We start from the raw sequence: 13,205 nt of genomic DNA on the forward strand, positions 1-13,205 counted from the left end.
CTTGCGCTGGTTTTAGGCGTACTTGGCCTGGACTTCGTCGGCAACCGCCTGCGGAACCTGTTCGTAGTGATCGAACACCATGCTGTACTGTGCACGACCCTGGCTCATAGAGCGCAGCGAGTTCACATAGCCGAACATATTCGCGAGCGGAACAAACGCGTTCACGACCTGGACGACACCACGGCTTTCAGTGCCCTGGATCTGACCACGACGAGAATTCAAGTCGCCGATTACGTCACCCATGTAGTCGTCTGGCGTGACAACTTCAACCTTCATGATTGGTTCGAGAATCTTCGGACCAGCTTCACGAAGCGCTTCACGCAGACCTGCACGGCCGGCGATTTCGAAGGCGAGAACAGACGAGTCAACGTCGTGGTATGCGCCGTCGGTCAGAGTGACCTTAACGTCAACCACTGGGAAGCCGATCAGCGGACCTGCGCCCATGACCGATTCCATGCCCTTCTGAACGCCTGGGATGTATTCGCGAGGAATAGCACCACCGACGATCGAGTTCACGAACTCGAAGCCCTTGCCAACTTCACCGGGTTCAACAGTGAACTTGATACGAGCGAACTGACCCGAACCACCAGACTGCTTCTTGTGGCTGTAGTCCTTGTCCGACTTGCGCGTGATCGTTTCACGATACGCAACCTGCGGCTGACCGATGTTCGCTTCGACCTTGAATTCACGCTTCATACGATCGACGAGAATATCAAGGTGAAGTTCACCCATACCCGAAATGATCGTCTGGCCCGATTCTTCGTCGGTCTTAACGCGGAACGATGGATCTTCAGCTGCCAGGCGGTTCAGGGCGAGGCCCATCTTTTCCTGGTCGGCCTTGGACTTTGGCTCGACGGAGATGTCGATAACCGGATCCGGGAAGATCATACGTTCAAGGATAACCTGTGCGTTCGCTGGGGTCAGGGTATCACCAGTGGTGGTGTCCTTGAGACCAACGATAGCAACGATATCGCCTGCGTAAGCTTCAGTGATCTGCTCGCGGCTGTTTGCGTGCATCTGGAACATGCGGCCAACGCGTTCGCGCTTGCCCTTCACGGTGTTTTCCAGCTGAATGCCAGCTTCGAGGTGACCCGAGTAGATGCGGCAGAAAGTCAGCGAACCCATGTGTGGGTCGTTGGCGATCTTGAACGCCAGCATGGAGAGCGGCTCGTTGTCGTCAGCGTGACGTTCGATTGGCTCTTCAGTCTTCGCGTCGATACCCTGGATAGCAGGAACGTCGGTCGGAGCTGGCAGGAAGTCGATAACGCCATCGAGGAGCGGCTGAACGCCCTTATTCTTGAAGGCAGAGCCAGCAAAAACGAGGAAGAACTTCGCATCAATAACGCCACGGCGAAGCAGACGACGGATGGTATCGTTGTCCGGTGTTTCACCGTTCAGATACGCTTCCATTGCTGCATCGTCCATTTCGACGGCAGCTTCGATCAGCTTTTCGCGGTATTCGACAGCCTTGTCCTTCAGATCCGCTGGGATCTCAAGAACGTCCCAGGCAGCGCCGAGTTCTTCGTTCTGCCAGACGAGTGCCTTCATCTCGATGAGATCGACAACGCCCTTGAACTCGGTTTCAGCGCCGATTGGCAGCTGAGCCGCGACGCCCTTGGCACCGAGACGCGAACCGATCATTTCGAGGCAGCGGTAGAAGTCTGCGCCGATCTTGTCCATCTTATTGACGAAGATGAGACGTGGAACGTTGTACTTGTCAGCCTGGCGCCAAACGGTTTCAGTCTGAGGTTCAACACCAGCGTTCGCATCGAGCAGAGCCACAGCACCGTCGAGCACGCGCAGCGAACGTTCTACTTCAATGGTGAAGTCAACGTGGCCGGGGGTGTCGATGATGTTGAAGCGGTGCTGCACGCCATCACGCGAGGTCCACGAAGTCGTGGTCGCTGCGGAAGTGATGGTGATGCCGCGTTCCTGCTCCTGCTCCATCCAGTCCATGGTCGAAGCGCCATCGTGGGTTTCACCCATCTTATGGTTCTTGCCAGTGTAATACAGGATGCGTTCAGTCGTAGTGGTCTTGCCAGCATCGATGTGAGCCATGATGCCGAAGTTACGGTACAGATTGATCGGAGTGGTACGTGCCATAATCGGTTCCTACTACCAGCGGTAGTGCGAGAATGCACGGTTGGCGTCAGCCATACGGTGCGTGTCTTCGCGCTTCTTAACGGCCTGACCACGGCCGTTCATAGCATCCATGAGTTCGCCGGAAAGACGCTCACGCATGGTGTTTTCGCCGCGCTTACGAGCGGACTCGATGAGCCAACGAATGGCCAGAGCCTGCTGACGGTCAGCACGAACTTCGACAGGAACCTGGTACGTAGCACCGCCAACGCGACGCGAACGAACTTCAACAGCCGGACGGATGTTGTCCAGAGCGCCGTGGAACACGGTGACTGGATCCTGCTTGGTCTTGGTTTCTACGATGTCAAAAGCACCGTAGACGATGGATTCGGCGGCGGACTTCTTGCCGTCGAGCATCAGGTAATTCATGAACTTGGAGACGACGAGATCACCGAACTTTGGGTCCGGAATAACGTCACGCTTCTCTGCACGGTGGCGACGGGACATGACTCAAATACTCCTTACTTCGGACGCTTCGCGCCGTACTTCGAACGGCGTTGCTTACGATCCTTGACACTCTGCGTATCAAGAACACCGCGAAGCACGTGGTAACGAACACCTGGCAAGTCGCGTACGCGGCCGCCACGGATCAGAACAACAGAGTGCTCCTGCAGGTTGTGACCTTCGCCCGGAATGTAGGAGATCACTTCGCGCTGGTTGGTGAGACGTACCTTGGCAACCTTACGCAGTGCCGAGTTCGGCTTCTTTGGGGTCGTCGTGTACACACGGGAGCAAACGCCACGCTTCTGCGGGTTCGCTTCCATGGCGGGAACTTTGTTCCGCTTTGGCTTGCTGGCGCGTGGCTTGCGGATCAGCTGATTAATGGTGGGCATTGCGCTCTTTCCATTGGTCCAAATTTATAAACGGTCAACACAAGCAAACCAAAGCGACGCCCACCTCACCCCATTAAGGATGCGGCAGCGCCTCAGTTGCAGAGGACCACCCGCCCTATTACAGGCAGCAGTCATGCGCACAAGGATTTACTTCGTCTAATACCCGACAGTGTGTTTGATTGCCCTGGATTCCCGCGCTAGGTGGCAGGGACCCGGTGTGACAATCACGACCGACCGCTAAGGTAGGGGCTGTTTAGAGCCGATGACTCGCTCCGTCAAGGATTCTTTCTTGAACAACTCGAAGGGAAGCTATGCGTTTCCAGGGGTTCAGCGGGTCAAGAGGCTTTTCAGGAACCGGACGGATTAAGTAAAAACCGTTCGGCAACAAACACGAAATTGCATTAACGATTTTTTCGCTAGGGTTAACAACTCCACAATTCCCGCGCACTTCCCATCTGTTCACACCTGGTTGAGGCGTTACCTCGAGGTGAAAGTTGACACGCAAAATGGATCAACCCACTCGCGTTCTCAAATCATTTGCGCTCAAATGTCGCTATGATCGCTCCCCTGCCCCGCAGCCCGAATACGGCCCTAAAAACAAACATTGTCATCATCGGCGCTGGGCAGGCTGGACTCAGTGCTGCTTATCATCTCACCCGCATGGGCTATGTGGCGCGTCGCGACTTCTATGTTTTAGACGCCAACCCCAACCCTGGCGGCGCTTGGCAACACCGTTGGCCCTCACTCACCCTCTCGACGGTCAATCGGGTTCACGACTTGCCGGGCATGCAGTTCGGCGCTTTCGCCAGTGGCCCAACGGTTCAAGCTGCACAAGCCGTACCCGCATATTACACGGCTTACGAAGCCCGTTTTGATCTTGAGGTTGTGCGTCCCATACGAGTGCAAGTGGTCTGCGACCGCGGCGAGCGCTTTCGTGTCGAAACCGACAAAGGCCTACTCTCCGCCCGGGGCATCATCAACGCCACCGGCACCTGGGAAAAGCCCTATATCCCGCCCTACCCCGGTGCTGACACCTTTTTAGGCACCCAACTCCACACCAAGGACTATAAAACCGCTGAGCGCTTTATCGGCCAGCATGTTCTTATCGTCGGCGGCGGCATTTCAGCGATCCAGTTGCTCGACGAGATATCGCAAGTCACCCAAACCACATGGGTTACCCGCACATCGCCTCGCTTCCTTACAAGACCGTTTGATGAAGCCGCAGGCCGCGCTGCGGTCGCCATGGTCGAGGATCGCGTGCGTCAGGGTCTTCCTCCCAAGGCCGTCGTATCGGTGACTGGCTTACCCGTCACCCCCGCCGTCGAAGCCCTGCAGCGGCGCGGCGTACTCAACCGCCTTCCCATGTTCTCTGAGATTACCCCCACCGGCGTCCGCTGGGCGGACGGGCAAGAGCGCGCTGTCGATACCATCCTATGGTGCACCGGTTTCCAGTCAGCGCTTGATCATCTCGCGCCCCTGAACCTGCGCGAACAATCCGGCGGCATTGTCATGACCGGCCGTCTCGCCACCCAAGTGGCCAAAGATCCCCGTATTCATTTGGTTGGCTATGGCCCTTCGGCGTCAACCGTAGGGGCCAACCGCGCCGGCGCCGCAGCCACGCGCGAGCTTATCGACTACCTCGGCTTGCAGCCTCCCACCCCCTGAGTTCAAACGGCAGAGACAAAAAAAGGGGCCCCGAAGGGCCCCTTTCCTATTCAATGTCTTGTCGCTTAGCGGCGCGGAGCAGCAATTGCTGCTGTCTCTGCCTGACGACGGCGTTCTTCCAGGATCAGCTCGTCGCGCTTCTGCGCAATAAGCTTCGCCTTGGTCTGGCCTGCGCCGGTACCGGCTGGGATCAGACGGCCAACGATCACGTTTTCCTTCAGGCCTTCGAGAAGGTCGGCCTTGCCGGAAACGGCAGCTTCGGTCAGCACGCGGGTCGTTTCCTGGAAGGAAGCGGCCGAGATGAACGAACGGGTCTGCAGCGATGCCTTGGTGATACCGAGCAGAACTGGGTTAGCAGTCGCTGGCTTCTTGCCATCGGCAACGAGCGCGTCGTTGAGTTCATCAAAGTCGAGCTTGTCGAGCTGTTCATCCTTCAGGAGACCGGAGTCGCCTGGGGTGACGATTTCGACCTTCTGCAGCATCTGACGAACAATCACTTCGATGTGCTTGTCGTTAATCAGAACGCCCTGCAGACGATACACTTCCTGAATTTCGTTCACGAGGTAACGAGCCAGTTCTTCAACACCCTTGATCGCAAGGATGTCGTGTGGAGCTGGGTTGCCGTCCAGGATGTATTCGCCCTTTTCGATGGTGTCGCCTTCCTGGAGGTGGAATGGCTTGCCCTTCGGGATCAGGTACTCAACGGCTTCTGCACCGTCTTCGTTTGGCTCGATGATGATGCGACGCTTGTTCTTGTAGTCGCGGCCAAAGCGGATCGTACCATCGATTTCGGCGATGATAGCGTGGTCCTTTGGACGACGAGCTTCAAAGAGTTCAGCAACGCGTGGCAGACCGCCGGTGATGTCCTTGGTCTTCGCGCTTTCGAGCGGGATACGAGCAAGAATGTCACCTGGCGAGACCTTTTCACCTGGCTCAACGTTGATAACAGCATCAACGGAAAGCAGGTAACGAGCGTCACCACCACGTTCAACCTTAGCGACCGAACCGCCACGGTTAATCACGAGTGCAGGCTTGAGGCCTTCACCACGCTGATTGCCGCGCCAGTCGATAACAACGCGCTTGGTGAAGCCTGTTGCTTCGTCGGTGTTTTCCGCAACGGAAACGCCGTCGTTCAGGTCTTCAAACTGCGCTTCGCCTTCAACTTCAGCTAGGATCGGACGGGTGTACGGATCCCATTCAGCCAGACGCTGGCCGCGACGAACATTGTCGCCAGCCTTAACCAGAAGCTTGGAGCCGTAAGCAACCTTATGGACTGCGCGTTCCTTGCCTTCGCCATCAACGATAACGAGAGCAACGTTACGAGCCATAACCACCTGCTTGCCGTCTGCGACGTTAGCAAGGTTGGAGTTACGAACTTCGATCTTACCTTCAGCGCCGGACTCGAGGAACGAGCTGTCAACAACCTGTGCCGTACCACCAATGTGGAACGTACGCATGGTCAGCTGAGTGCCTGGTTCACCGATCGACTGTGCAGCGATAACGCCGACAGCTTCACCCATGTTGACCGGAGTGCCGCGTGCAAGGTCACGACCATAGCAGGCCGCGCAGCAACCCTGACGCATTTCGCAAGTCAGTGGCGAACGGATACGGATCGACTGAATACGCGCGTCTTCGATGATCTCGATGTGCTTTTCGTCGAGCAGAATGCCCTTCGGAGCAATGAGGTCACCGGTGAGCGGGTGGAACACGTCATCCGCAGTCGTACGACCAAGGATACGCTGACCGATCGAAGCAACGACCTGACCGGCGTCCACGATGGGCTCCATGGTCAGACCCTTTTCGGTGCCGCAGTCGTCGACCACAATGATCGCATCCTGAGCAACGTCCACGAGACGACGGGTCAAGTAACCCGAGTTCGCGGTCTTCAACGCGGTATCAGCAAGACCCTTACGAGCACCGTGCGAGGAGTTGAAGTACTCAAGAACGTTGAGGCCTTCCTTGAAGTTCGCGGTGATCGGCGTCTCAATGATCGAGCCGTCTGGACGAGCCATAAGGCCGCGCATACCAGCAAGCTGCTTCATCTGTGCTGGTGAACCACGAGCACCCGAGTGGCTCATCATGTAAACCGAGTTGATCGGCTTCTGACGACCGGTTTCCTTGTCGACCTGAACGGCAGCAATGCCCTTCATCATCTCTTCGGCAACCTTGTCACCGCACTTTGCCCAGGCGTCGACAACCTTGTTGTACTTTTCGCCCTGGGTGATGAGACCGTCGTTGTACTGCTGCTCGAATTCTTCGACCAGCTTACGGGTTTCATCAACCATGGTGTACTTCGCGGCCGGGATAACCATGTCATCCTTACCGAACGAAATACCGGCGTCACATGCGTTCTTGAAACCAAGCTGCATGACGCGGTCACAGAAAATGACGGTCTCCTTCTGACCGCAACCGCGATACACGGTGTCGATCATCTTCGAGATCATCTTCTTCGTCATCAACTGGTTTGCAGTCGAGTACGGAACGGTTGGGTGCTTCGGCAGGATCTGACCGATGAGCATACGGCCCGGGGTCGTGTCCACGATCTCGGTGATTTCCTTGCCATTCTCGTCCCAAGCCGGCACGCGGGCCTTGATCTTGGTGTGGAGCGTGACAACGTCATTGTCGAGCGCGTGTTCGAGTTCAGCATAAGAGCCGAACGCCATGCCCTCACCTGGCTCACCGTCGTTAGCGAGCGAGAGGTAGTAGAGGCCCAGAACAATGTCCTGCGACGGCACGATGATCGGCTGACCATTCGCTGGGTGCAGAATGTTGTTGGTCGACATCATCAGAACGCGTGCTTCCAGCTGCGCTTCAAGCGACAGCGGAACGTGCACAGCCATCTGGTCACCGTCAAAGTCAGCGTTAAACGCCGAGCAAACGAGTGGGTGCAGACGGATTGCCTTGCCTTCGATCAGGATCGGCTCGAATGCCTGAATGCCCAGACGGTGAAGGGTCGGAGCGCGGTTCAGCAGAACCGGGTGCTCGCGGATCACTTCTTCCAGGATATCCCAGACTTCTGGCTTTTCCTTCTCAACAAGCTTCTTGGCCTGCTTGACGGTCGAGCTAAAGCCCTTGGCTTCAAGGCGCGAGTAGATGAACGGCTTGAACAGTTCCAGAGCCATCTTCTTTGGAAGACCGCACTGGTGCAGCTTGAGGTATGGACCAACGGTAATAACCGAACGACCCGAATAGTCGACGCGCTTACCGAGCAAGTTCTGACGGAAGCGGCCCTGCTTGCCCTTGAGCATGTCAGAGAGCGACTTGAGCGGACGCTTGTTCGCACCGGTGATGGTACGACCGCGACGGCCGTTATCGAACAGCGCGTCAACAGCTTCCTGAAGCATACGCTTTTCGTTACGGATAATGATGTCCGGCGCACGCAGCTCGATCAGGCGCTTGAGGCGGTTGTTACGGTTGATCACGCGACGATACAGATCGTTCAGATCCGAAGTCGCGAAACGACCACCATCCAATGGCACAAGCGGACGCAGTTCCGGTGGGATCACCGGAATAACGGTCATGATCATCCATTCTGGCTTGTTGCCAGAAACGATGAACTGCTCAACGATCTTAAGACGCTTTGCGAGCTTCTTTGGCTTCAGTTCGGTGGTGGATTCCGCGATTTCTACACGCAGATCACCAGCGATCTTTTCCAGATCGAGCGCCAGCAGAATGTCACGGATAGCTTCCGCGCCGATCTTGGCGGTGAAGCTGTCAGCACCGTACTCGTCCTGTGCGTCGAGGTACTGTTCTTCTGTAAGAAGTTCGTTCAGCGTGAACGGGGTCAGACCCGGATCGAGAACGACATAGTTTTCGAAGTACAGAATACGTTCGATGTCTTTCAGAGTCATATCGAGCAGAAGCGCGATACGGCTTGGAAGCGACTTCAGGAACCAGATGTGCGCAACTGGAGCTGCCAGCTCGATGTGGCCCATGCGCTCGCGACGAACGCGGCTCAGGGTAACTTCAACACCGCACTTCTCGCAGATGACGCCCTTGAACTTCATACGCTTGTACTTGCCGCACAAGCATTCGTAGTCCTTTACGGGGCCAAAGATACGCGCACAGAACAGACCATCGCGTTCAGGCTTGAACGTACGATAGTTGATGGTTTCTGGCTTTTTGATTTCGCCGTACGACCAGGACAGGATTTTTTCCGGCGACGCGATCGAGATTTTCATCTGATCAAATGTCTGCACGGGGAGCCCTGGGTTGAACGGGTCCATAACGTGGGAATGATGGTTCATCAGTTCTCTCCTCTATCCGCCCAGGCAGCGTTTTAACGCGCCTGAACGGAAGGTGATTAGGATTGGAAGTGCCGGATTATTCCGCCGCTTCCTGAGGAGGCGCGAGCTCCGCTTCTGCCTGGTTTTCCAGGTCCTTGTCCCGCATGTCGAGTTCGACATTGAGACCGAGGGACCGGATTTCCTTAACCAGAACGTTGAAGCTTTCCGGAATGCCCGCTTCGAAGGTATCGTCACCACGGACAATGGCTTCGTAGACCTTGGTACGACCGGCCACGTCGTCCGACTTGATGGTGAGCATTTCCTGCAGCGTGTAGGCGGCGCCATACGCTTCAAGAGCCCAAACTTCCATCTCACCGAAGCGCTGACCACCGAACTGTGCCTTACCACCAAGCGGCTGCTGGGTGACGAGGGAGTACGGCCCAATCGAGCGCGCGTGGATCTTGTTGTCGACCAAGTGGTCGAGCTTCAGCATGTAGATGTAGCCAACAGTAACCTGACGGTCGAACTGTTCACCGGTACGGCCGTCAAAGACGGTCGACTGGCCAGAGGCCTTCAGACCTGCACGCTCCAGCATCTCAACGATGTTGTGTTCCTTCGCGCCGTCAAACACTGGCGTTGCGATGGAAACACCCTTCGAGAGGTGCTCGCCGAGACGAACCAGACCGTCGTCATCGAGATCGCGAAGCTGTTCGTCGTTCGAGAACAGTTCCTTGATTTCGCTGCGCAGTGGCTGGAGATCGCCCTTGGAGTGATATTCGCGAACCATCTTGTCGATGCGCTTCCCAAGACCGGCACAAGCCCAACCAAGGTGCGTTTCGAGAATCTGACCCACGTTCATACGCGACGGAACACCGAGTGGGTTCAGCACGATATCAACCGAGGTACCATCTTCAAGGTATGGCATGTCTTCGACTGGAACGATGCGCGAAACCACGCCCTTGTTCCCGTGACGACCGGCCATCTTGTCACCTGGCTGGATCTTACGCTTGGTCGCGATAAAGACCTTGACCATCTTCATCACGCCAGGAGGCAGTTCGTCGCCACGCTGGAGTTTGTCGACCTTGTCGATGAAGCGCTGTTCGAGCAGACGGCGGCTTTCTTCATACTGAGCATGAAGCGCTTCCATCTCGGTCATGACCTTGTCGTCATCAACCGCGAACTGCCACCACTTCGCGCGCGGCTGCGCTTCGAAGATGGAGTCGTTCAGGCGCGTACCAACTACATAGCCCTTTGGACCAGCAGTTGCGGCCTTACCGAACAGCATTTCCTTGAGACGCGCGTAGACGTTACGGTCGAGGATCGACTGTTCGTCGTCACGGTCCTTAGCCAGACGTTCGATTTCTTCGCGCTCGATAGCCATCGCGCGCTCGTCCTTGTCGATACCATGACGGTTAAAGACGCGAACTTCCACGACAGTACCGGCGTCGCCTGGTGGCACGCGCAGCGATGTATCACGAACGTCAGAAGCCTTTTCACCGAAGATAGCGCGCAGGAGCTTTTCTTCTGGCGTCATTGGCGATTCACCCTTCGGGGTGATCTTGCCAACCAGAATGTCGCCCGGCTGAACTTCAGCACCGATGTGAACGATACCCGCTTCGTCGAGGCTCTTCAGCGCTTCTTCCGAAACGTTCGGAATGTCGCGCGTGATTTCTTCTGGGCCAAGCTTGGTGTCGCGAGCCATAACTTCATATTCTTCGATGTGGATCGAAGTGAAGACGTCCTGCATCGCAATCTTTTCAGACAGAAGGATGGAGTCTTCGTAGTTATAGCCGTTCCACGGCATGAACGCGACGAGCACGTTACGGCCGAGAGCCAGATCACCGAGTTCGGTCGAAGGACCGTCTGCAATGATGTCGCCAGAGTTAATGTGGTCGCCAACAACAACCAGCGGACGCTGATTGATACAGGTCGACTGGTTCGAACGCTGGAACTTCATCAGATTGTAGATGTCGACGCCCGAACGCGACGCATCGGTTTCTTCCGTTGCACGGATAACGATACGGGTCGCGTCAACCTGGTCGACGATACCGGTACGCTTGGCAACGATAGCAGCGCCCGAGTCACGAGCAACGATTGGCTCCATGCCGGTGCCGACAAACGGTGCTTCTGCGCGCAGCAGAGGCACAGCCTGACGCTGCATGTTCGAGCCCATCAGAGCGCGGTTAGCGTCGTCGTTTTCAAGGAACGGAATAAGCGATGCCGCAACCGAAACCATCTGCTTCGGGGAAACGTCCATAAGGTCGACGTTTTCCTTCGGTGTCAGGCCGTTGTCACCGGCGTGGCGAGCCACAACCAGATCATGCATCAGCGTGCCGTCTGGATTGAACTCAGCATTCGCCTGCGCGACGTAGTGCTTAGCCTCTTCCATAGCGGAGAGGTAGACAACGTCTTCGGTCAGCTTGCCGTCAACGATCTTGCGGTAAGGGGTTTCGATGAAACCGTACTTGTTGACGCGCGCGAAGGTCGAGAGCGAGTTGATCAGACCGATGTTCGGGCCTTCTGGCGTTTCAATCGGGCAGATACGGCCGTAGTGGGTCGGGTGAACGTCACGGACTTCAAAGCCTGCGCGTTCACGGGTCAGACCACCAGGTCCAAGTGCCGAAAGACGACGCTTGTGGGTGATTTCCGAAAGCGGGTTGGTCTGGTCCATGAACTGCGACAGCTGCGAGGAGCCGAAGAATTCACGAACTGCAGCAGCAGCCGGCTTAGCGTTGATCAGATCCTGCGGCATCACGGTGTCGATTTCGACAGAGCTCATACGCTCCTTGATCGCGCGTTCCATACGCAGCAGACCGAGGCGGTAGGAGTTTTCCATCAATTCGCCAACAGAGCGAACGCGACGGTTGCCGAGGTTGTCGATGTCGTCGATTTCACCGCGACCATCGCGCAGATCAACCAGCGTACGAACAACTTCAACAATGTCTTCCTTGCGCAGGGTGCGCATGGTGTCTGGAGCATCGAGCTCAAGACGCATGTTCATCTTGACGCGACCAACGGCCGAAAGGTCGTAGCGCTCGCTATCGAAGAACAGCGACTGGAACATCGCTTCTGCAGTTTCGACGGTTGGTGGTTCACCCGGACGCATCACGCGGTAGATGTCGAACAGCGCGTCTTCACGCGACTCGTTCTTGTCCACGGCAAGGGTGTTACGGATGTAAGCACCGATGGTGATGTGGTCGATGTCGAGGATCGGCAGATCGTGATAGCCGAGGTCAACCAGCTTAACGAGAAGCTTCTCGTCCAGCTCGTCGCCAGCTTCAGCGTAGATTTCACCGGTCTTAAGGTTGACGATGTCCTCGGCCAGATACATGCCGTAGAGGTCTTCGTCGGTCGCCAGCAAGTGGGTCAGACCGTTTTCAGCCAGCTTCTTAGCCTGACGCGCAGACAGCTTCTTGCCGCCTTCGTGCACGACGTCGCCAGTTGCCGCGTCGATGAGGTCGTGGGTTGGCTTTGCGCCCTTCCACTTTTCCGCATCGTAAGGAACGCGCCAGCCGCTCTCGGTCTTTTCGTACTCAAGCTTGGTGTAATAGGTGTCGAGGATTTCCTCGGCATCCATGCCAAGCGCCTTGAGCAGCGAAGTAACCGGGATCTTACGACGACGGTCGATACGTGCGTAGACGATATCCTTGGCGTCGAATTCGATATCGAGCCAGGAACCGCGGTATGGAATGATACGGCCAGCAAACAGCAGCTTGCCAGACGAGTGGGTCTTGCCCTTGTCGTGATCGAAGAACACGCCCGGCGAACGGTGCATCTGCGAGACGATAACGCGCTCAGTACCGTTGACGATAAAGGTACCGTTGGACGTCATGAACGGCATATCGCCCATGTAAACGTCCTGCTCCTTGATGTCCTTAACGGAACGAGCATTGGTTTCTTCGTCGACTTCAAAAACGATCAGACGCAGCGTGACCTTGAGCGGGGCAGCGAAAGTGATATCGCGCGCACGGCACTCATCAATGTCATACTTTGGCTGCTCGAATTCGTAACGAACGAATTCAAGGCTTGCCGTATTGGCAAAATCGGTGATCGGGAAGACCGAACGAAAGACCGACTGAAGGCCCTCGTCTGGACGACCAGCCTTAGGCTCATCAACGAGAAGAAACTGATCATAAGAAGCCTTTTGGACTTCGATCAGGTTTGGCATCTCCGTGACTTCGCGGATCGAGCCGAAGGACTTGCGTACCTTACGGCGGCCGTTGAACGTGGTAGCCATGAACGCTCCTGTTTATGTTTTGGGGCACCAATCCGGATCGCAAAATTCCGGTAGACGCCCTCGCTTGTCTCGGAGGCAGATATCCAAAGACCCGACTATCAGCCG

Annotated in this window: 6 protein-coding genes; 1 reads left to right on the plus strand and 5 read right to left on the minus strand. The window is 56.3% G+C overall.

Annotation, left to right across the window (positions count from 1 at the left end):
* Window positions 1-12: 12 nt before the first annotated feature.
* From fusA to rpsL, 3 genes are read right to left on the minus strand one after another with little or no spacing between them, the layout of a single operon-like run.
* Window positions 13-2,103, minus strand: a complete 2,091-nt coding sequence (gene fusA, locus H4N61_RS10315) for an elongation factor G (protein ID WP_169194905.1) — start codon at window positions 2,101-2,103, stop codon at window positions 13-15.
* A 12-nt stretch (window positions 2,104-2,115) separates the two neighbouring features.
* Window positions 2,116-2,586 carry a 30S ribosomal protein S7 gene (gene rpsG / locus H4N61_RS10320; RefSeq protein WP_169194906.1) on the minus strand — a complete coding sequence of 157 codons (471 nt, stop codon included), beginning with the start codon at window positions 2,584-2,586 and terminating at the stop codon, window positions 2,116-2,118.
* Window positions 2,587-2,600: 14 nt separating this feature from the next.
* The gene (gene rpsL, locus H4N61_RS10325; protein WP_035080811.1) at window positions 2,601-2,972 is read right to left on the minus strand and encodes a 30S ribosomal protein S12; all 372 of its coding nucleotides are present in this window, start codon (window positions 2,970-2,972) and stop codon (window positions 2,601-2,603) included.
* A gap of 555 nt (window positions 2,973-3,527) precedes the next feature.
* On the opposite strand from rpsL, the gene H4N61_RS10330 reads away from it, so the two are divergent.
* Entirely contained in the window at window positions 3,528-4,637 is a 1,110-nt protein-coding gene (locus H4N61_RS10330) for an NAD(P)-binding domain-containing protein (protein ID WP_182393919.1), read from the plus strand.
* Between the two features lie 65 nt (window positions 4,638-4,702).
* Here the strand turns inward: H4N61_RS10330 and rpoC are convergent, their stop codons facing one another.
* Window positions 4,703-8,884, minus strand: coding sequence for a DNA-directed RNA polymerase subunit beta' (gene rpoC, locus H4N61_RS10335; RefSeq protein WP_169194908.1), 4,182 nt, complete (start codon window positions 8,882-8,884; stop codon window positions 4,703-4,705).
* A gap of 76 nt (window positions 8,885-8,960) precedes the next feature.
* Window positions 8,961-13,100 (minus strand): DNA-directed RNA polymerase subunit beta, encoded by a 4,140-nt coding sequence (gene rpoB, locus H4N61_RS10340; protein ID WP_169194909.1) that lies wholly within the window; start codon window positions 13,098-13,100, stop codon window positions 8,961-8,963.
* Window positions 13,101-13,205 lie beyond the last annotated feature (105 nt).

Origin of the sequence: Devosia sp. MC521 (genome assembly GCF_014127105.1) — a bacterium.
In the GTDB taxonomy this organism is placed as follows: Bacteria; Pseudomonadota; Alphaproteobacteria; order Rhizobiales; family Devosiaceae; genus Devosia.

What these genes read in the sequence shown, in the direction of transcription:
- rpoB (WP_169194909.1), bottom strand. Translation starts at nt 13,100, where the DNA reads ATGGCTACCACGTTCAACGGCCGCCGTAAGGTACGCAAGTCCTTCGGC.
- fusA (WP_169194905.1), bottom strand. Translation starts at nt 2,103, where the DNA reads ATGGCACGTACCACTCCGATCAATCTGTACCGTAACTTCGGCATCATG.
- rpsG (WP_169194906.1), bottom strand. Translation starts at nt 2,586, where the DNA reads ATGTCCCGTCGCCACCGTGCAGAGAAGCGTGACGTTATTCCGGACCCA.
- rpoC (WP_169194908.1), bottom strand. Translation starts at nt 8,884, where the DNA reads ATGAACCATCATTCCCACGTTATGGACCCGTTCAACCCAGGGCTCCCC.
- rpsL (WP_035080811.1), bottom strand. Translation starts at nt 2,972, where the DNA reads ATGCCCACCATTAATCAGCTGATCCGCAAGCCACGCGCCAGCAAGCCA.
- H4N61_RS10330 (WP_182393919.1), top strand. Translation starts at nt 3,528, where the DNA reads ATGATCGCTCCCCTGCCCCGCAGCCCGAATACGGCCCTAAAAACAAAC.